General features: G+C 68.1%; 24 protein-coding genes. 11 read left to right on the top strand and 13 right to left on the bottom strand.

What is annotated here, in order from left to right:
• Positions 1–352 precede the first annotated feature (352 nt).
• Genes ATO6_RS10910 through ATO6_RS10895 form a run of 4 tightly spaced genes read left to right on the top strand, consistent with a single transcriptional unit; the run spans position 353 to position 2,194 of the window.
• Positions 353–748 (top strand): rhodanese-like domain-containing protein, encoded by a 396-nt coding sequence (locus tag ATO6_RS10910; protein ID WP_088624028.1) that lies wholly within the window; start codon positions 353–355, stop codon positions 746–748.
• Positions 745–1,257: a thioesterase family protein gene (locus ATO6_RS10905; protein WP_254919121.1), complete on the top strand. Its 513-nt coding sequence runs from the start codon at positions 745–747 to the stop codon at positions 1,255–1,257. The genes ATO6_RS10910 and ATO6_RS10905 overlap by 4 nt, the downstream gene beginning before the upstream one ends.
• The gene (locus ATO6_RS10900) at positions 1,257–1,730 is read left to right on the top strand and encodes a thioesterase family protein (protein WP_088624027.1); all 474 of its coding nucleotides are present in this window, start codon (positions 1,257–1,259) and stop codon (positions 1,728–1,730) included. Before ATO6_RS10905 ends, ATO6_RS10900 begins: the two co-directional genes overlap by 1 nt.
• Positions 1,727–2,194, top strand: a complete 468-nt coding sequence (locus tag ATO6_RS10895; protein WP_088624026.1) for a thioesterase family protein — start codon at positions 1,727–1,729, stop codon at positions 2,192–2,194. The genes ATO6_RS10900 and ATO6_RS10895 overlap by 4 nt, the downstream gene beginning before the upstream one ends.
• Before the next feature lies 1 nt (position 2,195).
• Here the strand turns inward: ATO6_RS10895 and ATO6_RS10890 are convergent, their stop codons facing one another.
• Positions 2,196–3,347 carry a chorismate-binding protein gene (locus ATO6_RS10890; RefSeq protein ID WP_176440896.1) on the bottom strand — a complete coding sequence of 384 codons (1,152 nt, stop codon included), beginning with the start codon at positions 3,345–3,347 and terminating at the stop codon, positions 2,196–2,198.
• A 69-nt stretch (positions 3,348–3,416) separates the two neighbouring features.
• On the opposite strand from ATO6_RS10890, the gene ATO6_RS24800 reads away from it, so the two are divergent.
• From ATO6_RS24800 to ATO6_RS10860, 5 genes are all read left to right on the top strand, one after another.
• Positions 3,417–4,232, top strand: coding sequence for a shikimate dehydrogenase (locus ATO6_RS24800; protein ID WP_176440895.1), 816 nt, complete (start codon positions 3,417–3,419; stop codon positions 4,230–4,232).
• 80 nt (positions 4,233–4,312) lie between these two features.
• On the top strand, positions 4,313–5,341 hold the full coding sequence (locus ATO6_RS10875) for an ABC transporter substrate-binding protein (protein ID WP_088624023.1): 1,029 nt from the start codon (positions 4,313–4,315) through the stop codon (positions 5,339–5,341).
• Between the two features lie 17 nt (positions 5,342–5,358).
• Entirely contained in the window at positions 5,359–6,126 is a 768-nt protein-coding gene (locus ATO6_RS10870; protein ID WP_088624022.1) for an ABC transporter ATP-binding protein, read from the top strand.
• Positions 6,127–6,258: 132 nt separating this feature from the next.
• Complete coding sequence (locus ATO6_RS10865) at positions 6,259–7,101, top strand: ABC transporter permease (protein WP_088624021.1); 843 nt, start codon at positions 6,259–6,261, stop codon at positions 7,099–7,101.
• Complete coding sequence (locus tag ATO6_RS10860; protein ID WP_088624020.1) at positions 7,101–8,366, top strand: FAD-dependent oxidoreductase; 1,266 nt, start codon at positions 7,101–7,103, stop codon at positions 8,364–8,366. The genes ATO6_RS10865 and ATO6_RS10860 overlap by 1 nt, the downstream gene beginning before the upstream one ends.
• A gap of 21 nt (positions 8,367–8,387) precedes the next feature.
• On the opposite strand, the gene ATO6_RS10855 is transcribed toward ATO6_RS10860, so the two are convergent.
• Together ATO6_RS10855 and ATO6_RS10850 are read right to left on the bottom strand one after the other, a co-directional pair.
• The gene (locus ATO6_RS10855) at positions 8,388–8,711 is read right to left on the bottom strand and encodes an H-NS family nucleoid-associated regulatory protein (RefSeq protein WP_254919120.1); all 324 of its coding nucleotides are present in this window, start codon (positions 8,709–8,711) and stop codon (positions 8,388–8,390) included.
• Positions 8,712–9,031: 320 nt separating this feature from the next.
• Positions 9,032–11,182 carry an anthranilate synthase gene (locus ATO6_RS10850; RefSeq protein ID WP_088624019.1) on the bottom strand — a complete coding sequence of 717 codons (2,151 nt, stop codon included), beginning with the start codon at positions 11,180–11,182 and terminating at the stop codon, positions 9,032–9,034.
• 269 nt (positions 11,183–11,451) lie between these two features.
• Between ATO6_RS10850 and ATO6_RS10845 the strand changes: the two genes are divergently transcribed.
• Complete coding sequence (locus tag ATO6_RS10845; protein WP_088624018.1) at positions 11,452–12,474, top strand: ketopantoate reductase family protein; 1,023 nt, start codon at positions 11,452–11,454, stop codon at positions 12,472–12,474.
• A 125-nt stretch (positions 12,475–12,599) separates the two neighbouring features.
• Here the strand turns inward: ATO6_RS10845 and ATO6_RS10840 are convergent, their stop codons facing one another.
• From ATO6_RS10840 to ATO6_RS10820, 5 genes are read right to left on the bottom strand one after another with little or no spacing between them, the layout of a single operon-like run.
• Positions 12,600–13,178: an amino acid synthesis family protein gene (locus tag ATO6_RS10840; protein ID WP_088624017.1), complete on the bottom strand. Its 579-nt coding sequence runs from the start codon at positions 13,176–13,178 to the stop codon at positions 12,600–12,602.
• Positions 13,171–13,998: a hypothetical protein gene (locus tag ATO6_RS10835; RefSeq protein WP_088624016.1), complete on the bottom strand. Its 828-nt coding sequence runs from the start codon at positions 13,996–13,998 to the stop codon at positions 13,171–13,173. Before ATO6_RS10835 ends, ATO6_RS10840 begins: the two co-directional genes overlap by 8 nt.
• Entirely contained in the window at positions 13,995–15,443 is a 1,449-nt protein-coding gene (locus tag ATO6_RS10830) for a 6-hydroxynicotinate reductase (protein WP_088624015.1), read from the bottom strand. The genes ATO6_RS10835 and ATO6_RS10830 overlap by 4 nt, the downstream gene beginning before the upstream one ends.
• A 55-nt stretch (positions 15,444–15,498) precedes the next feature.
• Positions 15,499–18,225, bottom strand: coding sequence for a molybdopterin cofactor-binding domain-containing protein (locus tag ATO6_RS10825; RefSeq protein ID WP_088624014.1), 2,727 nt, complete (start codon positions 18,223–18,225; stop codon positions 15,499–15,501).
• Entirely contained in the window at positions 18,222–19,055 is an 834-nt protein-coding gene (locus ATO6_RS10820) for a xanthine dehydrogenase family protein subunit M (RefSeq protein ID WP_088624013.1), read from the bottom strand. Before ATO6_RS10820 ends, ATO6_RS10825 begins: the two co-directional genes overlap by 4 nt.
• 113 nt (positions 19,056–19,168) lie before the next feature.
• On the opposite strand from ATO6_RS10820, the gene ATO6_RS10815 reads away from it, so the two are divergent.
• Positions 19,169–19,585 (top strand): MarR family winged helix-turn-helix transcriptional regulator, encoded by a 417-nt coding sequence (locus ATO6_RS10815; RefSeq protein WP_088624012.1) that lies wholly within the window; start codon positions 19,169–19,171, stop codon positions 19,583–19,585.
• Positions 19,586–19,588: 3 nt separating this feature from the next.
• Here ATO6_RS10815 and ATO6_RS10810 read toward each other — a convergent pair whose 3' ends face one another.
• The 5 genes from ATO6_RS10810 to ATO6_RS10790 all read right to left on the bottom strand — a co-directional run bounded on the left by ATO6_RS10810 (position 19,589) and on the right by ATO6_RS10790 (position 24,428).
• Entirely contained in the window at positions 19,589–20,284 is a 696-nt protein-coding gene (locus ATO6_RS10810; RefSeq protein ID WP_088624011.1) for an ABC transporter ATP-binding protein, read from the bottom strand.
• Positions 20,285–20,464: 180 nt separating this feature from the next.
• On the bottom strand, positions 20,465–21,193 hold the full coding sequence (locus ATO6_RS10805; RefSeq protein ID WP_088624010.1) for an ABC transporter ATP-binding protein: 729 nt from the start codon (positions 21,191–21,193) through the stop codon (positions 20,465–20,467).
• Positions 21,190–22,125 carry a branched-chain amino acid ABC transporter permease gene (locus tag ATO6_RS10800; RefSeq protein WP_088624009.1) on the bottom strand — a complete coding sequence of 312 codons (936 nt, stop codon included), beginning with the start codon at positions 22,123–22,125 and terminating at the stop codon, positions 21,190–21,192. Before ATO6_RS10800 ends, ATO6_RS10805 begins: the two co-directional genes overlap by 4 nt.
• Entirely contained in the window at positions 22,122–23,048 is a 927-nt protein-coding gene (locus tag ATO6_RS10795; RefSeq protein ID WP_088624008.1) for a branched-chain amino acid ABC transporter permease, read from the bottom strand. Before ATO6_RS10795 ends, ATO6_RS10800 begins: the two co-directional genes overlap by 4 nt.
• A gap of 87 nt (positions 23,049–23,135) precedes the next feature.
• Entirely contained in the window at positions 23,136–24,428 is a 1,293-nt protein-coding gene (locus ATO6_RS10790) for an ABC transporter substrate-binding protein (protein ID WP_088624007.1), read from the bottom strand.
• Positions 24,429–24,502 lie beyond the last annotated feature (74 nt).

Below are 24,502 nucleotides of genomic sequence, written 5' to 3'. Positions count from 1 at the left end.
TTGTCGCTCGGGTGCGGCTGCGCAGACTGCAGGCTCTCTCCGCATTCACAACGCCGGGCAAGCCTGCCCGTGGGTGGGCGCCCTGACGACCGAACGACGCACTTTATCCCCCCACGTTCCTCCTCTGCCCAAGGTCATCGCGCGGGTGACACAGCGCCTACCCGCCGGGACGGGCAGGCGCTCGGCGCGGCGGCTTCGCCTTGATTCCGCGCCCGGTCGGGAGAGGTATCCAGCGGGCAAACGCGCATTCACTTCGCCCACATACCCGCCAACACCACCAATCTCCCACCTCCCCCTTGCCCTTCCCCGCACCACGCGGCACCTTCCCGGCAACCATACGGAGGAAGAGACAATGGCCGTCGGAATCAAGGACCTCATGGCCCGCGCCGAAGCGCAGGTGACGAGCTGGGAAAACACGGATGCCAACACCAAGCGCGATGACGCGGACGTGGTGTTCGTCGACATCCGCGACGTGCGCGAACTGGAACGTGACGGCATGATCCCCGGCGCCAAGCACGCGCCGCGCGGGATGCTCGAATTCTGGATCGACCCGGAAAGCCCCTACCACAAGGACTGGTTCGCCGAGGACAAGACCTTCGTCTTCTACTGCGCGTCGGGCTGGCGCAGCCTGCTGGCGACGCAGGTCGCGCAGGAGATGGGCGTCAAGGCGATCAACCTCAAGGGCGGCTTCGGCGGCTGGAAGAAAGCCGAGCTGCCCGTGGCCGAGCGAAAGGCCAAGGGCGCATGAGCTTTGACCTGCAGCGCCCTGTCCTTCAGGGCGCTATGGTCGGCAACCGCTACATGAGCGACCCGATGGAGGTCCGCCCGGAATGGGAGGACTTCAACGGGCATCTGAACATGGCCTTTTACGGCGTGCTGTTCGACTGGGGCTCGGGCCCCGGCTTCCGCGCGCTCGGGCTGGGCGGCCCGCATCGGGACGCCTCGGGCTTCACCTCGTTCACCGGGGATTTCCGCGTCCGCTACCTGCGCGAAATCCACTCGGGCGACATGGTGCGCTGCAGCTTCATACTCGTGAAGGCGGGCACCAAGACCTTCCACTTCGCGCAGGAGCTGGTCCATGAGGACGGCTGGATATCGGCCACCGCCGAGACACTGAACCTTCACGTGGACATGCAGACCCGCAAGGTCGTGCCGCATCCGCCCGAGGTTCAGGCGCGGCTGGAGGCGATGGAACAGGAACACAGGGCGATCGGCCTGCCGGACTGGGTGGGCGCGCCATTGGGAGTACGCGGCTGATGGAACTGATCTCGCCCGAGATGACGCTGAGACCCGAGTGGATCGACCACAATGGGCACCTGAACATGGCCTTCTACGGCGTGCTGTTCGACACCGGATGCAGCTTCGTGTTCCGCCAGATCGGTTTCGGTCCCAAGTACCGCGAGGCGACGCGGCACACGACCTTTGCCGGGGAATTCCGGGTCCGCTACATCCGCGAGCTGAAGCTGGAGGACAAGGTCCGCGTCAGTTTCCGCATGCTCGAGGTCGGGCCCAAGGCGTTCCATTACGCTCAGGAACTGCGCCACGTCGACGGCTGGCTGGCGGCCACGGGCGAGAACATCAGCCTGCATATCGACAAGTCCGGCCCGCGCGTTGCGCCCTATCCGCCGGAGATCATGGACAAGCTGCTGGCGATCCACGAGAGCCAGAAAGACCTGCCGCCCCTCGACTGGGTCGGCCGCCCGATGGGGCTGAGAAAGGAACCCGCATGAGCTACCGCGCCGCCAACCAGACGCTGAAACCCGAATGGATCGACCACAACGGCCATCTGAACATGGCCTATTACGTGGTCCTGTTCGACTGGGGCGTGGACGAGGTGCAGGAGGTCTTCGGCCTCGGCGTGCCCTATTCCGACGCGGATCATCCGTTCACAACCTTCTCGGCCGAGTTCCGGATCCGCTATGTCCGGGAACTGCCGCCCGGCTCGACGGTCTATTCGATCTTCCGCCTGCTGGACGTGGGGCCCAAGGCCTATCACTTCTGCCAGGAGCTCTATCACGAGGACGGCTGGCTGTCGGCCACCGGCGAAGGCATCTCGCTGCATGTCGACCGGACCGGGCCCAAGGTCGTGCCCTACCCGCCCGAGGTGCTGGCGAAGATGGAGGCGATGCTGGCCGAGCACAGCAAGGATCCGGTGCCCGACTGGGTCGGTCGCCCCATGGGCATCCGCAAGTAGCCTAGAGCACGGCCCCGATGGTGCGGGCCTTCTGCACCGTTTCCTCGTATTCCGTCGCCGGGTCCGAGGCCGCGACGATCCCGCCGCCGACATGCAGGAAGGCATGGGTCGGCGTGATCCGTGCCGTGCGCAGGTTCACCTGAAGCCGGGTCAGACCGTCCAGCGCCACGGGTCCGAGATAACCCGTGTAGAAGCCGCGCGTCGCACCCTCTTCGTCCAGGATGAAGTCACGGGCGGCGGCCCGCGGCATGCCGCAGACGGCCGAGGTCGGATGCAGGCGGCGGAGAAGATCGGCCAGCTGCGCGGGCGGAGCGGGCGGCGCGTGGAAGTCGGACCGCAGGTGGCAGAGGTTCGCGGCCTGCACGGTGCCCGCCGGAGTTTCGGTGAAGCGGCTGAGCCCCGCCGCCTCGAAAGCGCGCCGGATCTCGCGGGCGACCACGGCCTGTTCGTCGACGATCTTCTCCGGCCACGTCAGCGCCGCGATGTCCGCCCCCGGTTCGGGCCACTGGGTCCCGGCCAGCGCCATCGTCTCGACCCCGCTGTCGTCGGCGGAGAGCAGGATTTCCGGCGTCGCCACCAGCCATGTGCCCGAGGGTGCGGATGAGATAAGACAGACAAAGGCCGCCGGATAAGCCCGCGCCAGCGCTTCCGCCAAGTCGCGCAGGTCGTGGTCCGGCGCCAGCGGGCGCGGGTCGACTCGGGAACAGACGATCTTTTCCGCCTCGCCCCGTTTGATCGCCGCGACGGCACGGGCAACGCGCGCCTCATACGCCGCGCGTGGTGTCGGCGCGGGATCGGGCAGGTCCGACGGTGCGGCCTGCACAGGCTCCGCCTGTGGCAGCGCCGCGAAGGCGTCCTGCGCGTTGGTCGCGGCATCGGGCCGGAACTCCGCCCCATGGCGATAGGCCAGCGTATCGGTCACGACGATATCCGCAGGCAGGTGCCACGCGACGTTGCCGTCCTCCGTCCGGAACGGGGCGACGGCGAAGGCAGGCGCGATGTCGTCGCCGAATACCGGCCCCTCGAACGGATCGGAGGTCGAGACGATCATCGAGAACGCATCAGCCCCCGGCATCCGCCACAGCGCGAAAGGCAGACCGCCCCCGGCGGCGCGGGCGCAGGCGGCGCGTTGCTGCGGCGTGAGTTGCGTCATCGTCTTTCCTCTCCCGATTCCGGGCGGCAAGATGGCCGGGATGACGGCAAGGGTCCAGAGGGGGCGGCAATGGGCGTGACGGCGGCGTCGCGGGTTGTGCTGATGATCGGCCATCCGGTCGCGCAGACGGTGATGCCGGGGTGCTTCAACGCATGGGCGTCGGAGACCGGCGCGGACGCCGTGATGGTGCCGCTCGACGTCCCGCCCGAAGGGTTCATGGGCGTGATGGAGCTGCTGAGGCGCGCGCCGAACCTTGCGGGAGCAGTGATCACCGCCCCGCACAAACAGGCGGCGGCGCGGGCGGTCGATGCGATGTCCGACGCCGCCCGGCTGGCCGGGGCGGTGAACGTGGTGGCGCGGCGCGGGAGCGACTCGCTTTGGGGGGACAACACCGACGGCGCCGGTTTACTTGCGGCCATGACCGCGCATGGCGTCGATCCGAAGGGCCTCCGCGCCCTGATCCTCGGCTGCGGCGGCGCGGGATCGGCCATCGCCGTGGCGCTGGCGCAGGCCGGCGCGACACTCGACCTGACCGATCCGCAGGGCGACCGGGCCGCCGCACTTGCCGCAGCACTCGGACCGCAGGCGCGCGCGATCCCTTCCCCCGAAGACGTCTCGCCCTACCGCCTGATCGTGAACGCCAGTGCCGTCGGGCTATATGGCAACGGCCTGCCCCACGACCTTGCCGGCCTCGCCCCCGGCACCCTCGTGGCGGATGTCGTGACCAGCCCCGAACGCACCCCGTTCCTCACCCGCGCCGCCGCGCAGGGCGCCCCGATCCAGACCGGCGCCGAGATGGCCGCGGCTCAGCTTCCCCTCGTGCTGGACCTGCTTGGCTTTGCCGGAATTGATAAGTACACCCCCTTTTCTAAACAGACGTTTTAGGCCAAAGTCTCGCGACCTCGGGGCGTCTTGCCCCGCGACAGGACAGAACGACCCCGAACGGGGATAAGGGAGGACCACCAATGTTCACGAAACTCACACGCCGCGCGTGGCTTGCCGGCGTCTCTGCCGTCACCGCGGGCGTCATGACGCTCGGCGCCACCGCCGCCACCGCCAACGACGCGATCAAGGTCGGCGCGCTGCGCTTCACCAGCCACGGCGCGGGCTTCGTCGCCTTCGAAAAGGGCTATTTCGCGGATGAAGGACTCGACGTGTCGTTCGAATTCTTCCAGGCCGCACAGCCGATCGCCGTCGCCACCGCCAGCGGCGACGTGGACTTCGGCATCGCCGGCGTGACCGGCGGCCTGATGAACCTGGCGGAAAAGAACGCCGTGCGCCTGGTCGGCGGCGTCCTGCACGAGAAGAAGGGCGTCGACGGCATGATGATCATGGCCTCGAACCAGGCCTATGACGCGGGCATGAAAACGGTCGACGACATCAAGGGCCACACGGTCGCGATGACGCAGGTCGGCTCCACCTTCCACTACATGACCAACCTGATCGCCAACAGCAAAGGCTGGTCGATGGACGACATGAAGATGGTCCCGCTGCAGAAGGTCGGCGCGATGGTCGCCGCGCTCAAGTCGGGCCAGGTCGACGTGATGATCATGGTGCCGCATATCGCCAAGGCGCTGACCGGCGCGGGCGCCGCGCATGAGCTCGGCTGGCTGAACGAGTACACGGAATACCAGATCTCGGCCATGCTGACCTCGGTGAAGAACATCGAGGACCGCCGCGATGTCGTCGAACGCTTCGTCCGCGCCTATTCCAAGGGGATCGCGGACATGAACCGCGTCTTCCTCGACCCGAACGCCGACCCGGCGGAACTGGAAGAGATGACGAAGATGGTCGCGAAATACGTCTCGCCCGACCAGCCCTACGAAAAGGCCGCGCCGTCGATCCAGAAGGGCGCGATGTACCTGAACGAGGGCATGGCGCTGAACAAGACCGACGTGGCCGCGCAGATGCAGTGGTTCAAGGATCAGAAGCTGGTGGACAGCGACCTGAACGTCGACCAGCTGGTCGACAGCTCCTTCGTCGAAACCTACTGAGCGAAAGGCCCGAAGGCATGGATCTGCGCGTCGACCGCCTGTCCCACCTGTATGACCGGCTCGAGGTCCTCAGGGACATCGACCTGGAGATCCGGGCGGGCGAGATCGTCTGCGTGATCGGGCCCTCGGGCTGCGGCAAGTCCACCCTGCTCAGGATGCTCGGCGGGCTGGAACAGCCGACTTCGGGACAGGTCCTGCAAGTGGGAGAGCCGCCCGCCGGCTCTCTCAACCCCCTCACCTACGTGTTCCAGGACTTCGCCCTGCTGCCCTGGCGCACGGTCGAGGGCAACGTGTCGCTGGTCCTCGAGGGCCACGGCCTCTCCGCCGCCGAAAAGGAAGAGCGGATCGCCGACGTGCTGGACCGCACGCGGCTCTCGGATTTCCGCCGCGCGGTGCCCAAGCAGCTCTCGGGCGGCATGAAACAGCGCGTGGCCATCGCCCGCGCGCTCTCGGTCAACCCGGCGGTCCTGCTGATGGACGAACCGCTCTCGGCGCTCGACAGCCAGACGCGCGAGCTCCTGATGGACGACCTGATCGACCTGTGGGACCGCGAACGCTTCACCTCGTGCTACATCACCCACAACCTCGCCGAAGCGGTCCGCCTCGGCCACAAGGTGGTGGTCCTGTCGCGCCGCCCCGGCATGATCCGCGACATCGTCGAGATCGACATGCCCCTCAAGGACCGCAGCCTGTCCAACCCGCGCATCGGCGAGATCCAGCAGCAGCTCTGGACCATGATGCGGGACGAGGCCAAGGCCGCCGACCACGAACTGGCAGATGGCTGACCCGGCCCCGCATAGCGCAAGGCCCCCTGCTTCATCTTGCCCCAAGTATGCTCGGGGGAGCGGTCCGGAACGGACCGCGCGGGGGCAGACAGCCCCCGTCCCCCCTCTCCACCCCGCGAAGGAGCCCGCACGATGGCCGACCTGACCGCCGCCCCCGTATCCCCCGAGGCGCGCACGCAAGAGCGCGACGAGGCGCGCCCCGTCCGCTTCCGCGGCGGCGGCTTCCTGCCCCGCCCGCGCCGCTTCGTCGGGCTCGCCGTGTTCCTCGTCCTCATCGTCCTTTGGGAAATCGGCAGCCGCACCGGGGTCATCTCGGCCCTCGTCCTGCCCGCACCCTCCGAGGCGTGGGAGGCGTTCACCGACCTCGCCGCCTCCGGCAACCTGCAGAAACATGTCAGCGCCTCGCTCCAGCGTCTTGCCCTCGGCTTCACCGCGGGCACGCTTCTCGGTCTCATCGTCGGCACGGCGGTCGGGCTCAGCTCCCTCGCCCGCGCCGCGATCGCCCCGCTCGTTTCCGCCATTTTCCCGATCCCGAAAATCGCATTGCTGCCGCTCTTCATCATCTGGTTCGGCATCGGCGAGGGATCGAAAGTCGCCACCATTCTCTTCGGCTGCTTCTTTCCGACCGTCATCGCCACCTACGGCGGTATCGACAGCGTCGACCGGGCCCTGATCCGGATGGGCCAGTCCTTCGGCCTCAGCAGGTGGCACATCATCCGCAAGATCGTATTGCCCGCCGCCCTGCCCGCGATCCTGTCGGGCATGCGAATCTCGGCCTCCATTTCCATCATCCTGCTGGTCGCGGCGGAAATGATCGGCGCCGAATACGGGATCGGGGCCTATGTCCTGCTGGCCGGCAACCTGATGTCCACCGATCAGCTGATCGCTGGCGTCGCGATGCTGTCGATCCTCGGGCTGACGGTGAACTTCCTGATCACCCGCGCCGAACGCCATTTCCTGAGCTGGAGGAACTGATGCCCGCCCGCGATTACGATGTCATTGTCGCAGGCGGCGGTGCCGGCGGCGTCGGTGCCGCGATCGGGGCGGCCAAGGCCGGGGCGAAGGTGGCGCTGGTCGAGAAATACGGCTTTCCGGGCGGTGCGGCCACCAACGCGCAGGTGCTGGCCTATTGCGGCTTCTTTCACCACGGCGGCAATGCGGCGACCCAGTCCGTGAAAGGCGTTGGACAGGATGTGCTGGATGAAATGCAGCGCCTCGGCCTGTCCTGTCAGCCCTATCATTCCCCGACCACCGGCAACTGGATTGTCCTGCTGGACCCCGAGCGGCTCAAATTGGGCCTTGACCGGTTGCTGCGCGCACACGGCGTCGATGTCATGCTGCACGCCCGCGTCACCGGTGCGGACCGGCGGGGCGCCGTGCTGAACGGCGTGACCGTCGAGGGCCATGACGACGTGCTGCACCTGTCCGCCGGCGCCTACGTGGATGCCACCGGGGATGCGGCGCTGGCGCTGGTGGCCGACCAGGACTGCCGCGTCGGCAATGGCGAAGGCCGGATCAACGCCTACACCATGCCGCTGCGGTTCGGCGGCCTCTCGCCCGATCTGAGGATCGACCGGACGCGGATGCAGGCGGCGGTGGAGGAGTTCAACACCCGCTCGCCCTACCCGATCCACCGCACCGACGGCGGCATCTACACCCGTGTCGAGGGCACGCCGGATTTCTGGTGGCTGATCATCGACCGCGACATGCCCGACCTGTCGATCCGCAGCTTCACCGCCGCTGAGCAGTCAGCCCGCGAGATGGCGCAGGTCATGCTCGAGACGCTGCGCGACACGGTCGAGGGGTTCGGCAATGCCTGGCTGGTGCAGACCGGCCCGCAGATCGGCATCCGCGAGACGCGCCATCCGGCGGCCCGTTACGAGATCACCCATGCCGACGTGCTCTCCGGCCGTCAGCGCGACGACGGGATCGCCCGCGCCTCCTGGCCGATCGAGCTGCATTCCGAGGCGGGCAAGCCCGTCTACGAATTCATCGGCGGCCGCGGGTTCTACCACGTGCCGCTGGATGCGATCCGCGCAGAGGGCATCGACAACCTGTTCTACGCGGGCCGCGTCATCGGCGCCGATGCCCGCGCCTACGGCTCCACCCGCGTAATGGGCACGGCCTTTGCCACCGGCGAAGCGGCAGGGGTCGCAGCCCATTTCGCGGCACAGGGTCAGGGCACGGTCATTCCTGCGGAATTGCAGAACCGTCTGATTGCGCAGGGCGCATTCATCTGATGGGAAGTGCGGAGACCGCGATTACCGTTTTATCAGGTAATCTTCTAGGTCTTTTCCGCTGGCAAGGATGTCCTTGACCCAACCAGGTTGTCGGCCACGGCCGCTCCAGGTGTTGGCCGGATCGGACGGATCGCGGTATTTGGGGGGATGAACCTTGCGGGACTTGGGGCTGTTGCCGGTCAGTTCAGACAGGCTGAACCCCATTTCCCGCGCTTTGTCCTCCAAGGCGGTGAGCGCCTTCTTTCGCTCACGGTCCTGATAGGAGCGGATCGCGGTATCGGTGTCTTTCCTGAGCTGCTTGAGCTCATCCAGCGACAGCGCGTCCAGATCAATCGTCCTGGTCAATTGCGTTTCCTCTGCAACTTGTTACGTGGTTTCGACGGAGGCGTAATGTCCGATCTGAACCAGAAGCACATGGCCGTCAAGAAGCGGATTGTGTCAGGTGCGTATCAATGCCCGCACAACGCATTGTTGCATCACGGCAAATTCAGGTGGGAAACAATCATGTGCCCTGTTCGGGGCATGTATTCCTGTTCGTGGCAAACATGTGCCATTTCGGGAACCGAGCAACCGGTGGCACAGGCGACATTCCGCCGAAATTAGCCGAAATTAATTAATGCAAAATAAATGCCCGGAAATAAGACTTTCCGGGCACACAGGTAATATTACCGAATGCCCAATCGGCTGACCACGTTCTCGATCATCCGAATGCCCGCGTCCTGCCCCAGCGACATGATGCTTTCGGGGTGAAACTGAACCGCTGCGATCGGGCGATTCGCATGTTCCAGCCCCATCACGGTGCCGTCTTCGGTCGTCGCGGTCACGGTCAGCTCGTTCGGGAGCGTATCGCGACGGGCGTAGAGCGAATGATACCGCCCGATCGTCACGGCCTCGGGCAGGCCCGCAAAGACCGTGCCCGCGTGATGCACGCTGACGCGCGACGGCTTGCCGTGCATCGGGTCGTCCAACTGGTCGAGCTCAGCGCCGAAATAATCCGCGATGGCCTGAAGCCCGAGGCAGACCCCGAACAGCGGCAGATCGCGGTCGAGCGCCTTGCCGATGGTGGCGCGGCAGTCGAAGTCCGAGGGGTTGCCGGGTCCGGGCGACAGGACGACGAGGTCGGGCCTGTAGTCCTCGAACACCGTGTCCGCGACCGGCGTCCGGGTGGTCAGCACCTCGGCCCCGGTCTGGCGGAAATAGTTGGCCAGCGTGTGGACGAAACTGTCCTCGTGATCGACCAGCAGGATGCGCCGCCCCTTGCCGACCGGCACGCGGTAGCCGTCGCCGCCACCCTCGTTGCCCTTCACGTCGCCGCGGATGGCCGCACGCATGGCAGAGGCCTTGAGCTCGGTCTCGGCCTCTTCCTCGTCCGGATCGCTGTCGTTCAGCAGGGTCGCGCCCGCCCGCACCTCGGCCACGCCGTTCTTGATGCGGATGGTGCGCAGGGTCAGGCCGGTGTTCATGTCGCCGTCGAAGCCGATGGCCCCGACCGCGCCGCCATACCAGAAGCGGGTGCTTTTTTCGTGGTTCTCGATGAACCGCATCGCCCAGAGCTTGGGCGCGCCGGTCACGGTCACGGCCCATGCGTGGCTGAGGAAGGCGTCGAAGGCATCCATCCCCTCGCGCAGCCGCCCCTCGATATGGTCGACCGTGTGGATCAGGCGGGAATACATCTCGATCTGGCGGCGACCGATGACACGGACGGAACCGGGGACGCAGACACGGCTCTTGTCGTTGCGGTCGACGTCCGAGCACATGGTCAGCTCGCTCTCGTCCTTCTTGGACATCAGCAGCTTGAGGATCTGTTCGCTGTCCTCGATCGGATCCGCACCGCGCTTGATGGTGCCTGAGATCGGGCAGGTCTCGACCCGGCGGCCGGTGACGCGGACGAACATCTCGGGGCTTGCGCCGACGAGGTATTCCTGATCGCCGAGGTTCATCATGAAGCCGAAGGGCGCGGGGTTGATCCGTTTCAGGCGGCGGAAGATGTCGGACGGCAGATCCTTGCAGGGCTCGTAGAACACCTGGCCAGGGACGACCTCGAACAGGTCGCCGCGACGAAAGCTCTTCTTGGCCTCCTTGACCAGTTCGGCATATTCGCCGGGCACGTGGTCGCCGCGCGGAACGTCCGTCGGGCCGGGCACGAAGGCCGCCTCGGGGCTGCCGCCCAGAAGGCCCTGTGTCGAGGCCCCGCCCTGCGCGAAATCGTAATGCAGCCAGTAGGACCGGGTCGAATAGTGATCCGTGACCAGCAGGCTGTCGATCAGGAACAGCACGAGGTCTCGCTGGTCGGCCGGGCGTTCGAGCTTGAGCTGGATCGGCTCGAACTGGAAGGCAAGATCGTAGCCGAACGCGCCGTAGAGGCCGAGGTGATGATCCTCGTCGGTGTGGAACAGGTCCGTCAGCGCCCGCAGGACCGAGAAGACGGAGGGCGCGCGCGAGCGTTCCTCTTCGTTGTAGACCCGGTCGGGCTCGCGGATGGTCAGGGTCAGGCCGTCGTCGGCCGTCTCGACGGCGGACAGGGCGTCCAGCCCTTCGAGCGCCGGGCGCATGATGCCGATCAGCACGGTCCCGCGTTCGTTCAGGGCGCGGATCGCCATGCGGCGGCCGCGCGCCTCGATCATCACCGGCGGCTCGGCAAAGCCGAATTCCCAACGGGTGTAGCGGCCGGGGTATTCGTAATTGGACGAGAACAGCGCACCGTGCCGGTTGTCGAGCGTCTGGATCAGCTCTTCGGCGGTCTCGAGGTATCGGGCTTCGGTTTCGCGGCGCGAAACTGTCACGCCACCCTTGGTCACAAAGGTCAGGTCGGTCATCTGGTCAGGATCTCATGTGCCGGGCGCATCGCAGGCGCCCCGTTTCCGGAAAAGGGTCAGAGCGGCGACAGCCCGCGCCATCGCCCGTTTTCGTTCCGGCTTTGCCATCGCAGAGTGCACATTAAGGGCCCGGCTCCTTCTTCAGGCGCGATAGCTCTAGCAAGCGCCCCTTGGCTTGTAAACCATTGCCGGGGCGGGCTTGCCCCCCGGAGCGGCGCTGCTATCGTCCCGCCCGTATTCCGCCCGCACCGAAGTGAAAGGACCGTCCCGTGACCACCACCCCGCCGCCCCTGCCCGACCGCCCCCTGTCCATCTGCGTCGTCGGCCCCGGTGCCATCGGGGGCACCATTGCCGCACGGCTGGCCGCGGCCTCCGGGACCGGGGACATCGGTCGCGTGTCGGTCGTCGCGCGGGGCGCGCATCTGGCGGCGATCCGCGATAAGGGTCTGCGGCTGGTGACGCCGACCGAGGATGTGACGGTCGAGGTCGAGGCGGTGTCCGATCCGGACAACCTGCCGCCGCAGGACATCGTGATCACCGCACTCAAGGGGCACCAGATCCCACCGATGGCAGCAGCGCTCGGGCGGCTGCTGGCGCCGGAGGGGCGGATGCTGCCGGTCGTGAACGGGCTGCCCTGGTGGTATCCGCTGCCGGACGGCCAGGGCGGGTTCCGTGGCGCCGAGGCCGTCGATCCGGGCGGCGCGCTGTGGCGCGAGGTCGGGCCGGAGCGGGCGATCGGGTCCATCGCCTACATGGGTGCTTCGGTGCCGGAGCCGGGGGTGATCTCGGTCGAGATCGAGGGCTATCTGGACCTCGGGCGTCTGCCGGGCGAAGACAGATCCGATGTTGTGCGGGTGGCGGAGATGCTGCGCGGCGCGGGCTGGACGGTGCGCGAGACGGAGCCGTTCCAGAACTCGCTGTTCTCCAAGCTTTTCAGCAACTGCGCGATGAATTCGGTCGCGGCGATCTCGCAGGCCGCGCAGAAGCGGATCGCGACCGACCCGGTGCTGAGCCGGATGGCGGCGGGGATCATGGAAGAGGTGCGGGCGCTCGGCCTTGTCGAGGGGGCGGAGATCCGGATGACCTCGGAGAAGCGGCTGTATCATGCGGCGAACGGGCCGGATCACGCGCCTTCGACGCTGCAGGATCTGCGCGCGGGCAAACCGCTGGAGATCGAGCCGATCTTCGGCGCGACGGTGGCGCTCGGCGCGGCGCGCGGGGTGCCCATGCCGAACCTGGAGCTGGCGACGGCGATGCTGCGCGCGATCGAGGAGGCCCGCGGGTTCGCCTGACGGGCCGGGTCTGACCGGATTGCGCGCCTGCGGCGCATTCTTTTCACTGGTTGTGGACGAGGGGGCTTTGCCCCCTCGCGCTCCCCCAAAGTATTTGTAACCAGGAGAAGCAGGGGAACCGCGCCTTACCTGAGGCCGTCGCGTTTTTCGATCTGGTGGGATTCGAGGCCACCCATGCGGGAATGGATGCGCGGGCCCCTGGACATCGCGAGGGCGAAGAGGAGTTCGTTTTCGCGCGGGCCGTCGGGAAGGCCGACCTCCATCGCGTCGAAATGGGAGCGGACATAGGCGGCGTCGATATGGCCGAGGGGCACGTCGATGCGGGTGCCGGGGCCGCCCTGCTTCATGGCCGAGGGGACAATCGCCAGCGCCTGGCCAAGACGGTCGCGCATGGCGTAGCCGCCGGGGACGTGCCAGAGCGCCGTGTGTTCCAGCTCTCCGCCCGTGCCGCACATCGCCGCTTTGCCGTAGCCGTCGATGCCGTCGCGCCCGAGAGCGGCGATCAGGCGGTCGGTCATCATCAGGCCGAGCGGTTTCAGGTCGTCCATCGCCGACTGCAGGTCGGGCTCGTAGCGGCCGGCGAAAGGGTTGGTGACGAGGGCGACGATGGCGGCGCGGAGGCGCGGGGTGTCCGGTGCCGGGCCACCGTCATGGTGGACCTCCTCGACGAAAAGCATGGTCTTGCGGAGGGTGAAGTCAGGCATGGGCCGGGTCCTTTTCGATTGCAGTCTCGGGGTCGACCGTTCGGCTTTGGTCATTCAGGCAGAGATGCGCGGCGTGGATCAGTCCGCGGGCGATAAGTGCAGCGGCATAGGCGGCCCCGCGGGCGAGAGCCTGCGCGACCTCATCCGCGGTGAGCGGGCCGAGGCCGGTGGTGACGGGTCGGTCGCCGAGGTCGCTGTCGGGCGAGAGCAGGTTGGCCGGGGTCCTGAGCACGGAAGGGTGGCCGGGCAGATCGACTTGATTTGCGATCATCGTGGCGGCGGCATCTGCGGCGGCGGCGTTGGCCGCGAGGACCGTGACGGCGTCAGCGATACCGAGAGAATGCGACCGGCCGCCCCGGCCCGAGGTGGCGATGCCGCGGGATGGCGAGACGTGGTCGAGCGTGATGCGGCCGCCGGGCATCATCGCGGTGAAGGACGCGCCGGGGGCGAGGTGCAGGGCGATGTCGCCGCCGTTGTTCACGATCGCCTTATGCAAATTCGCCGCGCGGGTCATTTGCAAAAGGATATCGTCGGCCACGGCACCCGCGACGGCGGCCATCGGGGTGATGAATTCAGGGGCGAAGGGCCGCGTGGCGGCGGCCATGGCACGGGCAATCGGAGCAGTGAAGGGCCGGGGCTCCGGCTGGCGGAGGCGCGGGAGATCGGCCACAAGCTCGGTCAGGACGCTGGCGAAGCGGGCGGCGGCGGCGTCATAGGCGGTCTGGGCGCCCTGCCCCTCGGCACTGACGATCAGGTCGATGGGTCCGTGATTCAGGTGCAGACGTCCGTCCGCCAGCCATGCGGCCTGCGGGCCGGTCACCGGTCGCCCTCTCCGAGAATGCGGTGGCGCGCGCCGTATTCATTGCCGTTGGCGAGAACCTCGGCAATGTCACGCACCGCGTCGTCGTGGCCGCCGAGCGCCCGGTAAGTGGCGCGGTCGGTGGTGAACTCCAGCGGAGCGACGAGGGCCGGTGTGGGGACGTAGCCGAAACTGCCGGGTGGCAGGCGGGTGACGTCCACCATCAGGGTGATGCCGCCGCCGGGCCAGACGTAGGCCGGCGCCCCGCCGACGGTGACCCGGACCGCGCCGGACTGGACGGCGCGCGTCAGTTGCACCGGGTTCTTTGTCGCCCCGGACCGGAGCGATCCGCCCGCGCCGGCCTGGAACATCACCGTGCAGAGCGCGGGTTCGCAGTTCTCGGCGATCAGGTCGACACTGGGCTGAAGGGCGGCGGGCATCGGCTGTTGCCGCGGGACGAGGTCGTCGTCGAGCACGTAGTACGCCGCGTGCTCGCCGGTGGTCGAGACCATGAGCAGCGTCAGGCCCGGCCGCGCACCCTTTTTCGCCAGCCAAGGGTTCAGGATCGACAGCGGGTCGTCGATATCGGTGCCGCCCCAGCCGAGCCCCGGCTCGGCCACCCGGAAATAGCGACCGGGCGTGGAGCGGTGGCCGCGGATGCGGATGCCGGTGTCGGGCCAGCCGATGACCTTGCCGGCCTGATGCTCCGACACGACGCCGGTGATGTGGTCGTCGACCACCACCACCTCGTCCACCAGCCCCTGCCATTGCGAGGCGAACATGCCGATGGTGGCCGAGCCGCAGCCGACGCGCATCCGGATCTCGGGCTGGCCGTCGACGATCGGCGGACGGCCAGCCTGAACGGTGACCTGCGCGCCTCCGTCGATTTGCAAATCCACCGCTTCGCAGTTGCAAAGCGCGAGGAGCGTGTCGCAGGTGGCCCGGCCTTCGGATTTCGAGCCGCCGGTCAGGTGGTCGACCCCACCGAGCGACAGCATCTGGGACCCGTATTCCGAGGTGATGACCAGCCCCACCTCTTCGCCCTGCGCCAGAACGCGAGCGCCTTCGCGGCCGAGATGGCGGTCGGTGTCGATCTTCACCTTGACACCGCAGTAGGAATAGATCGCCTCGGTCACCACGGTCACGGCGTCGATCCCGTCGAACTGGCGCGAGACGATGAAGGGTGCCGGTTTGAAATCCGGATAGGTCGTGCCCGCCCCGATCGCCGTCACCACGCGCCCGTCATCAGGAGTCAGATCGCCCGTCCAGCCGGCGCCGAGGAAGGGGCGCAACGGTGTCCCGTGGGCTGTGGCCTCCTCCAGGATGGTCAGCGGATCGCAGCGGACGATCCGCCCGTTCTCGTTGGCATAGCGGTCGCAGGCGCCGGTCCGGCCCTCGGCCACGTAGCACATCACCGGGCAGGCGTCGCAGCGGATCTTGTCGGGTTTCGGGGCCGGTTCGGTCATGTCAGAGACCCTCGGGCGTGCCGGGCGACGACACGGGATGATGCGGCGTTGGCGGTCATCTGCCCGCCTCCCACATGGCGGCGAGGACGCGGTGCGGCAGCGCGGGCAGCTGGCGGATGCGGGCGCCGGTGGCGTGGCGGATCGCGTTGAGGATCGCCGGGGCGGTCGGGATCAGGGCGTGTTCGCCGAGGCCCTTGGCGCCCATGGGTCCCTCGGGATCGGGGACCTCCAGCAGGATCGAGCGGATTTCGGGCATGTCGCCCGTCGTCGGTATCAGGTAATCGTGCAGGTTCTCGGTGCGGCCGGGCAGGTATTCCTCCATCAGCGCGAGGCCGAGGCCCTGCGCGATGCCGCCCTCGATCTGGCCTTCGGCCAGCAGCGGGTTGATGACCCGGCCGAGGTCATGGGCCGCGACGATCCGCAGGACACGGGTGGTGCCGAGGACCGTGTCGACCTCCACCTCGGCCAGTTGCGCGCCATAGCCGTAGACCGCATAGGGCGCGCCCTGCCCGTCCGCGTCCAGCGGCGCGGTCGGCGGGTCGTAGCTTTCCTCGGCCACCAGTGCGTAACCCTCCGCCACCGGCAGCCGGGCGAGGTCGAGCGTGGTTTCACCGGCGCTGTCGCGGACGGTCAGGATCGCGCCTGAGAGCAAAAGCGCGGCATCCGGGGCGCGGTTGGTCAGGGCGAGGACCTGCGCCCTGAGCGCCTGCCCGGCCAGCATCGCGGCCTTGCCCGACACGTAGGTCTGGCGCGAGGCCGAGGTCTTGCCGCCGTCGGGTGTCAGCGCGGTGTCGGGGCCGATCAGGTCGAACGCGGCCAGCGGCAGGCCGAGCGCATCGGCGCAGATCTGCGGGATCACCGTGTTCGACCCCTGCCCGATATCCGTCGCGCCCTGATGCAGCACGACACGGCCCGAGGGAGTCAGCCCGACACGCATGGTCGAGGGGTTCGGCAGCGCGGTGTTGCCGCAGCCATACCAGCATGAGGCGACCCCGACGCCGCGGCGCATGCGCCCCGCCGTGGCGTTGAAGCTCTCGGCCTCGGCCACGGCGCGAACCCATTCCACCGACAGCGCATCGAGGCAGGCGCCGATCCCGACACCGCCGAGGCTCTGGCCGCAGACCGTGGGCTGACCGTCCCGCAAAGCGTTGATCCGGCGGAATTCCAGCCGGTCGATCCCGGCCTTTTCGGCGAGGTCGTCGTAGAGCGTTTCCTGCAGGATTGCCGCCTGCGGCACGCCGAAGCCCCGGAATGCGCCGCCGATCGGATTGTTGGTGTGGAGCGCGATGGTTTCGGCCCGGTAGGTGGGCGTGAAATAGGGGCCGGAGGCATGGACCGGCACCCTGTTCGCCACCGTCGGCCCCCAGGAGGCATAGGCGCCGGTGTCGAAGGTGCCGTCGAATTCCATCGCGGTGATCCGGCCCCCGGCGTCGCAACCGATGCTGGCGGTCATACGGGCCGGGTGCCGCTTGGTGGTCGATTGCATCGACTCGCGCCGCGTGTAGGTCATGACGGCGGGGCGGCCCGTCTTCAGCGCCACCAGCCCGATCAGTGGCTGGAGGGAGACATCGAGCTTGGAGCCGAAGCCGCCGCCGGTGCCCGAGGGCAGGATGCGGACGCGTTCCACCGGCAGGGCGAGCAGCTTTGCCACGTCGTCGCGGTCCATGACAGGGGCCTGCGTGCAGGCGCGGATGCAGAGCGTTTCGCCCTCCATCCACGCGGCACCGGCTTCGGGCTCGATATAGGCATGCTCGACAAACGCGGTTGAGGTTTCGCCCGTAACCACATGCTCTGCATCGGCAATTCCGGTGGCTGCATCGCCACGGACCACGCGGCCACGGGTCAGCACGTTGTCGGGACGCTCCGCCAGAACCGGCCGCGCACCCTGCGCCTGTGCCGGGTCGGTCACGGGGTCCAGTATTTCCCAACTCACGGGAAAGGCTGAGAGGTCCGCAGCCTCGATCGCCGCCCGCGGGCCTGCGACCAGCGCGATGGCCTCGCCCCGCAGCCGCGCCTCGGTCTCGGCCAGCGCGGGCTGATCGGCGAAGGGCGGGATCACGCCGAAGCGGTTCTCGCCGGGGATGTCGGCGGCGGTGAACACCATAAGGCCGGTGCGGCGCGCGAACCCGTCGAGGTCGCTGAACACGAACCGCGCCGCGGGGTGCGGCGAGCGGATGGCACGGACCACAAGCGCGCCCTCGGGCAGGTGATCGGCCCCGAACCGTTCCGCGCCGGTGACCTTGTCGGCCCCGTCAAGACGCGGCAGCCGGGCCCCGACCGCGGCGCCCGCCTGCGGCATCTCGGGCGTGGGACCGGGATGAACGTTGCAAACCGCGTCGATGATCTTTGCATAACCCGTGCACCGGCAGAGCACACCACCGAGCGCCGCCTCCGCCTCGGCCCGCGTCGGATGCGGCGTCCGGCGGATCAGGGCGGTCGCGGCCATCAGCATGCCCGGCGTACAGATCCCGCATTGCGCGGCCCCGTGGCGCAGAAAGGCGTCCTGCAACGCCGCGGTTTCCGGCGCGGCAGCCAGCGCCTCGACCGTCTCGACCCGGCGCCCGACCGCCTGCGCGGCAGGTGTCAGGCAGGCACAGACAGGCGCGCCGTCGATCAGCACCGTGCAGGCCCCGCAGTCGCCCGCGTCGCAGCCGGATTTCGTGCCGGTCAGCCCCAGATCGCGCCGCAGCACGTCGGACAACCGCCGCGTCGGATCGGTGGCGACGTGGTGATCGCGCCCGTTGACGGTCAGACCCAGCGGAACCGGTTGCCGGATGGTCATGCGCCCCTCCCCGCCTCAGCCACCGCGCGACGGACCAGATCGGTCGCCGCCGCGATGCGATAGGCCGCGTCCGCCCGCACATCCGCGATCGGCGACAGGGCATCGGCCACCAGCGTCTCGGTCACCGCGCCTTCGGCTTCGGCCAGTGTCAGACCCGCCAGTGCGGCCTCCTGAGCCGAAAGCCGCTGCGCCACAGGAGAACAGGCGCCGACCGCCAGTGAGACCTCAGCGATCCGTCCGTCGACGACCACAAGCCGCACGGCGACCATCGCGATCGAGATCACGAGATACCGCCGCGCCCCCAGCTTCAGGAACGCGCCCTGTCCGGCCACCTCTGGGATCAGGATCGCCGTCACGATCTCGCCCGGCGCAAGCGCCGTCTGCCGCACGCCGGTCAGGAAGGCCCCGAGCGGCAGGCGGCGCATACCGGTGGCCGACGCGATCTCCACCTCCGCCCCGAGGGTCAGCAGCGGCGGCACCCCGTCGGCGGCGGGCGAGGCGTTGCACAGATTCCCCGCGACAGTGCCCGAGGTCTGGATCTGGACCGACCCGACCTCCCGCGCGGCCGCCTTGAGCCCGTCGAAGGCCGGCGGCAGGTCCGCCGCGATTACGTCGGCCCAGGTGGTCACCGCCCCGATCCGCCAGCCCTTGCCGTCGCGCGCGATGCCGCGTAGGCCGGAGATGGCGGTCAGGTCCAGCACCGGGCCAGCCAGCACCTGCGCCTCGGTCGCCGGAAACAGATCGGTACAGCCCGCCGCAGGCCTGACCCCCGGCCCGGCCGCGATGGCAAGGGCTTCGGTCAGGTCGGTCGGCCGGTGAAAGGCGGACATCGGGGCGCTTTCGGCTCGGCGCCTTGGGGCGCGCGGAATTGTTGGTGTACAAACGGATTGTGAGCGCCGCGGACCCACCCTGTCAAGCGGCGCCGGACTGGAGAGCGCGAGCGATGACACAACCGGCCTACTCTCTGGACGCACAGGTCGGCTACCTGATGCGCCGGGCGAACCAGCGCCACCTCGCGATCTTCGCGGCCCATATCCCGGCGCTGACGCCGACGCAATTCGCGGCCCTCGCCCGGCTCTGCGAGATCGGACCGCTGTCGCAGAACGCGCTCGGCCGTGCGGTGGCGATGGATGCGGCGACGATCAAGGGCGTCGCCGACCGGCTGCGGGCCAAGGGGCTGGTGACCGCCGCGCCCGATCCCGACGACCGGCGGCGGATGATCCTGTCGGCGACCGCCACCGGGCAGACCCTGTTCGAGCGGCTGGTGGACGAAGGGCTCGCGGTGTCCGATGAAACCCTCTCGCCGCTGTCGCAGGACGAACAGCGCCAGTTCCTCGACCTGCTCGCCCGGCTCGGCTGAGGATCAGACCCCGAGGTGCCGCCGCAGCCGGTCCGGCGCGCGGGTCAGCTGGGCCGCGTCGAAATCCTCGAGGTTGCGACCGTTCTCGATCAAGTGGACATGGTCCGCCATCGCCAGCACCGCGTCGATCCGCTGTTCGACCAGCAACACGGCGGCGCCACGGTCGCGCAGTGTCAGGATCACCTGCCGGATCGCCTCGATCATCGAGGGCTGGAGCCCTTCGGTCGGCTCGTCCAGCAGCAGCAGACGCGGGCGCAGGCAGAGCGCCCGCGCGGTGGCCAGCATCTGCTGCTCGCCCCCCGACAGCGTGTCCGCCCGCTGCCCCATCCGCTCGCGCAGGCGCGGGAACAGGTCCAGCACCTCCTCCTGCACCTCGGCCCCGCTGCCACGCGTCATCAGCCCGACCCTCAGGTTCTGCGCCACGCTCAACTCGCCGAAGAGCCGCCGCCCCTGCGGGACATAGCCGATCCCCTGCGCCGGCACCCTGTGCGGCGACAGGTCGGAGATGACAGTATCGTCCAGCTGGATGCGCCCCGCCTGCGGCCGCACCAGCCCCATGATCGCCTTGAGCGTCGTCGTCTTGCCCGCCCCGTTGCGCCCCATCAGGCAGGTGATCCGCCCCGGCGCGGCGCTGAGCGTCAGGTCGCGCAACACGGTCGCGGCCCCGTATCCGGCGGTCAGTCCCTCGATCCTCAGCACTTGCGGCCTCCGTCGCGTCCGGATGCGCCCGGGGGCGCAGCCTCCGGCGGGGATATTTGGGGCCAGAGGAAGCCGGAACCGGTTCCCCTGCTTCCTCTGGCCGAAAATACTTCCGCCGGAGGCATGAAATCTAACTTCCGCCCCCAGCCAGAAGGCATGCGGGTCCAGCGGAGCGCCCGGTCACACATCGGCCCCTCCCGTCCCGAGATAGGCCGCCTGAACCTCCGGGTTGGCATGGATCTCCTCCGGTGTCCCCTCGGCCAGCACCTCGCCGAAGTTCAGCACGGTGATCCGCTGCGCCAGCGCCATGACCACGGCCATGTTGTGCTCGATCAGCAGGATCGTCGTCTCGCGCGCCAGATCGCGGATCAGCGCCTTGAAGCTCTCGATCTCGCTCTCGGCCAGACCCTGCGTCGGCTCGTCGAGGATCATCAGCCGCGGCCTTTGCGCGAGGCCCATGGCGATCTCCAGCAGGCGCTGGTGCCCGTAGGACAGATCCTCGGCCACCTCCCCGCCGCGCCCGCTCAGCCCCGTCCGCTCCAGCGCGCCGGCGACTTCCGCCTCGACCGCAGCCGCGTCCGTGCCGAGCCGCCGGCGGGCGGCGAGCGCGACGTTCTCATGCGCCGACAAACGCGAAAAGACCGAGGTGATCTGGAACGTGTAGGCCATGCCGAGCCGTACACGTTCGGGTGCGGAGAGGCGCGTGACGTCGCGCCCGTCGAAACTGATCTGGCCCGAGGACGGCGGCAGGCGGCCGATCAGCATCGACACGAAGGTCGTCTTGCCCGCCCCGTTCGGCCCGATCAGCGCGCGGATCTCGCCCTGCGGCAGGTCGAAATCCACCTCGTGCACCGCGCGCAGCCCGGCGAAGGAGCGGGACAGCCCGCGTGTGGACAGGATCGTGCTCATGGCAGGTCCTTCCAGAACCGCCGCCGGATCTCGCCCGCGATGCCCTGCGGCGCGAACAGCGTGAGGCCGATCAGCGCCACGCCCGCGATCAGCATGTAGGCGTCGGTCAGGCCCGAGGACAGGTCGATCAGGTAGAACATGAAGAGCGTGCCGAGGAACGGCCCGATCACCGTCCCCGCGCCGCCGAGCAGCACCCAGAGCATTGGGAAGATCGAGTATTGCACCCCCGCGAAACTCGCCCCCGCATAGCCGAAGAGGATCGCATAGGCCGCGCCCGAGGCGGCGGAGATCACACCCGAGATCACCAGCGACAGCAGCTTGAGCCGGAAGGTGTCATAACCGAGCAGCCGCGCACGGTCCTCGTTCTCGCGGATCGCGACAAAGACCCGGCCCGAGGGACGGCGCACCAGCCACAGCAGGAACATCAGAGCCACCGAGAACAGCCCCCAGGCCACGAGGTAGCGCGCCTGCGGCGCGGCGAGGTCGACGCCCGCGATCATCCGGTCGGCGCTCGCGATGACGAAACCTTCGTCGCCCCGCGTCCACTCGCCGAAATAGAGGATGGCGAGGTAGACCGCCTGGCTGAACATCAGCGTCACGATCATGAACGACACACCCGCCGTCCTGAGCGCCAGCAGCCCGACCGCCAGCGCCAGCGCGCCACCGGCGGCGAGGCCGGCCGCATAGGCCGGAAGAGCGCCCATGTCCGTGAACCGGAGCAGCAGCCCCGCGCCATACATCCCGGCGGCAAAGAACATAGCGTGACCCAGCGACAGCAGCCCGGTGTACCCGAAGGCGATGTTGTAGCCGATGGCATAGACCGCCAGCGTCATGACCCGCGCGATATTGCCATGCGCATAGGGCGGCAGGACGAAGTTCAGCGCGAAGAGGACCGCGATCAGTCCGAGGTGCAGGATCAGGCTGCGGCTCATCTCGGGCGGCTCCCGAACAGGCCCTGCGGCCGGAATACCAACACCAGCGCGACCAGCAGCGTGGCGAGGATCTTGGCCAGCGTCGGCGAGAAGAAGACCGAGATGATCCCGTCCGACATCCCGATCAGGATCGCCGCGACGATGGTGCCCGCCATCGAGCCAAGCCCGCCGATGATGACCACGATGAAGGACAAGAGCAGCGCGTCGCCCCCCATCAGGTAATGCGCCTGCTGGACCGGCACGATCAGCACCCCCGCCAGCGCCGCAAGCCCCGCGCCGATCCCGAAGACCGCCGCATAGACCCGTTCGACCGGAATGCCGAAAGCCGTCGCCATCTCGCTGTCGAGCTGCGTCGCGCGCATGATCAGACCGGCCTTGGTCCGCGTCATGAACAGACGCACGGCAAGGATCAGAACCGCCGCCGCGGCGATCACGAAGAGCTTGTAGGATGTCGTGGACAGCCCCCACGGATAGTAGAGCGCCAGCCCCTCCTCGCCCCATTCGAACCATGGCAGCGCGATACGGCTGTTGAACGGCGGCTCCACCGGCCGCGCGTCGGCGCCGTAGGTCATCAGCGTGACCTGCTGGATGACGTAAAGCAGGCCGATGGTGGCCACGATGGTGCGTTCGGGATCATAGTCGATCCGCTTGAGGATCGTCATGTCCGCCGCCGCCGCCATCGCCCCGACCGCCAGCGGCGCGATCACCGCCGCCGCGATGAACGCAATAGCCGCGCCGCCGCCCACCAGATGCGCCACGAACCATGCCATGACCGCGCCCAGCATGTAGAACTCGCCATGCGCCACGTTGACCACGCGCATCACGCCGAAGGTCAGCGACAGGCCCGAAGCCATGAGCGCAAGGACAGCGGCCAGCACCGCGCCCTCAAGCATGGCCAGCATCAGGTAGGGGCCGAATTCCATATTGTTCCCTGAGTGTTACGCGGCGACGCTTATGCCGCCCGCGTCAAGCGCCCCGCCCAGAGATCCGGGCGGGGCGGCTGTCCGATATCAGAAGCTCTGCGTGGTGTAATCCACCTCGTCCGGATAGAGCGTGTCCTCGATCGAGGCGGTGTGCTTGACGATCAACTTTCCGCCCTCGACCTGGCTGATGTATTGCGAGCCGAAGACCTGGTGCGTCTTGCCGTTGAAGACCTTGGCCCCCTGCGGATGCTCGATCCCGGCGGGCATGTCGGTCATCGCCTCGACCGCCTCGACCAGCGCCTGGCGGTCGCCGGGGCCGGAATAGCCGCTGGCCTCCATCCCCGCCTTGATGATGTGCAGCGTCTCCCAGCATCCGAACATGTGGGCCGCCGTCGACACGTCCTTCGCGTCCTCGGTGCTCGCCCCGTTCTCGTCCACGCCGACCGCGTCGCGGTAGCTCTTGACGTAATCCGCAGCGTCCGGCTGCAGGTAGCGGGGCATCCCCTCCCAGAAATAGGTGCCTTCGAGGAAATCGAGGCCGGGCGAGGACAGGTCCACCGCCTCCAGCGAGTCGATGAAGCCGAAGATCTCGGGCCGCGAGGGGCCGAAGAACTCGCCCATTTCCTTGACGAAGGTCAGCACGGCAGGGCCGACCATCACGTGATAGATCACCTCGGTGTCGCGCGGGATCTTGGGGAAATACTTGGTGAACGAGGTCTCGGTCGGCGGGATGGCGATCATCTCCAGCACCTGCCCGCCCTGCGCCTCGATCGCCTTGGAGAAGTAGTCGCGGTGATCGTGACCGAAGGCGAAGTCGGGGAAGATCATCGTGACCTTCTTGCCGAGATTGTTGCTGACGAAGGGCGCCATCGCCTGAACCTGGCTCTTCACGTCCGTGATGCCCGGCTGCAAGGTCCAGCGGTTCAGCATGCCCGAGGCGACGTGGTGCCCTTCGGAGACGACGAAATAGGGCAGCTTCAGCTCGCCCGCGCGGGGGGCGGAGCCGATGACGACGTGGCTGAACAGCGTCCCGAAGGCGACGTCGCAGTTCGACTGGTTGGCGAATTTCTCCAGCACTTCCGCGCCGCGCTTGGGATCGGTGCCGTCATCCTCGGTGACCAGCTCGATCATGCGGCCGTTGATGCCGCCCTCGGCATTGATCTTGGCGACCGCCGCCTGGCTGGTGCGGTCATACCAGCGGCCATAGGCGGCGCCGATTCCCGTGACGTGCTTCTGGAACCCGATGCGGATCGGCTCGGCGGTCTGCGCGTTCGTATAGCGCGCCCAGAGCGGCAGCGTCGCGGCGGCGCCGGCCGCGCCGAGCGTCTTGAGTGCGGAGCGGCGCGAGGCGGACTGGGGGCGGTCGATGGACTTGGTCATGACGGTCTTCCCTGTTGTGACTGGTCCCCTCTAGCCGGGGGACGTGCTGAAAGTCTGTATGCACACAAACGAGT

Source organism: Oceanicola sp. 22II-s10i (assembly GCF_002210105.1).
Lineage (GTDB): Bacteria > Pseudomonadota > Alphaproteobacteria > Rhodobacterales > Rhodobacteraceae > Pseudooceanicola.
Note: the sequence above shows the minus strand (reverse complement) of the source record. Positions and strands in the feature narration are given on the sequence as shown.

Bases quoted from the DNA above. Each gene is read 5' to 3' on its own strand.
- ATO6_RS10795 (WP_088624008.1), bottom strand. From the start codon at position 23,048: ATGGAATTCGGCCCCTACCTGATGCTGGCCATGCTTGAGGGCGCGGTG.
- ATO6_RS10905 (WP_254919121.1), top strand. From the start codon at position 745: ATGAGCTTTGACCTGCAGCGCCCTGTCCTTCAGGGCGCTATGGTCGGC.
- ATO6_RS10900 (WP_088624027.1), top strand. From the start codon at position 1,257: ATGGAACTGATCTCGCCCGAGATGACGCTGAGACCCGAGTGGATCGAC.
- ATO6_RS10820 (WP_088624013.1), bottom strand. From the start codon at position 19,055: ATGTCCGCCTTTCACCGGCCGACCGACCTGACCGAAGCCCTTGCCATC.
- ATO6_RS10805 (WP_088624010.1), bottom strand. From the start codon at position 21,193: ATGAGCACGATCCTGTCCACACGCGGGCTGTCCCGCTCCTTCGCCGGG.
- ATO6_RS10790 (WP_088624007.1), bottom strand. From the start codon at position 24,428: ATGACCAAGTCCATCGACCGCCCCCAGTCCGCCTCGCGCCGCTCCGCA.
- ATO6_RS10850 (WP_088624019.1), bottom strand. From the start codon at position 11,182: ATGACCGACCTGACCTTTGTGACCAAGGGTGGCGTGACAGTTTCGCGC.
- ATO6_RS10830 (WP_088624015.1), bottom strand. From the start codon at position 15,443: ATGACCGAACCGGCCCCGAAACCCGACAAGATCCGCTGCGACGCCTGC.
- ATO6_RS10910 (WP_088624028.1), top strand. From the start codon at position 353: ATGGCCGTCGGAATCAAGGACCTCATGGCCCGCGCCGAAGCGCAGGTG.
- ATO6_RS10870 (WP_088624022.1), top strand. From the start codon at position 5,359: ATGGATCTGCGCGTCGACCGCCTGTCCCACCTGTATGACCGGCTCGAG.
- ATO6_RS10825 (WP_088624014.1), bottom strand. From the start codon at position 18,225: ATGACCATCCGGCAACCGGTTCCGCTGGGTCTGACCGTCAACGGGCGC.
- ATO6_RS10895 (WP_088624026.1), top strand. From the start codon at position 1,727: ATGAGCTACCGCGCCGCCAACCAGACGCTGAAACCCGAATGGATCGAC.
- ATO6_RS10875 (WP_088624023.1), top strand. From the start codon at position 4,313: ATGTTCACGAAACTCACACGCCGCGCGTGGCTTGCCGGCGTCTCTGCC.
- ATO6_RS10840 (WP_088624017.1), bottom strand. From the start codon at position 13,178: ATGCCTGACTTCACCCTCCGCAAGACCATGCTTTTCGTCGAGGAGGTC.
- ATO6_RS24800 (WP_176440895.1), top strand. From the start codon at position 3,417: ATGGGCGTGACGGCGGCGTCGCGGGTTGTGCTGATGATCGGCCATCCG.
- ATO6_RS10860 (WP_088624020.1), top strand. From the start codon at position 7,101: ATGCCCGCCCGCGATTACGATGTCATTGTCGCAGGCGGCGGTGCCGGC.
- ATO6_RS10890 (WP_176440896.1), bottom strand. From the start codon at position 3,347: ATGACGCAACTCACGCCGCAGCAACGCGCCGCCTGCGCCCGCGCCGCC.
- ATO6_RS10815 (WP_088624012.1), top strand. From the start codon at position 19,169: ATGACACAACCGGCCTACTCTCTGGACGCACAGGTCGGCTACCTGATG.
- ATO6_RS10865 (WP_088624021.1), top strand. From the start codon at position 6,259: ATGGCCGACCTGACCGCCGCCCCCGTATCCCCCGAGGCGCGCACGCAA.
- ATO6_RS10800 (WP_088624009.1), bottom strand. From the start codon at position 22,125: ATGAGCCGCAGCCTGATCCTGCACCTCGGACTGATCGCGGTCCTCTTC.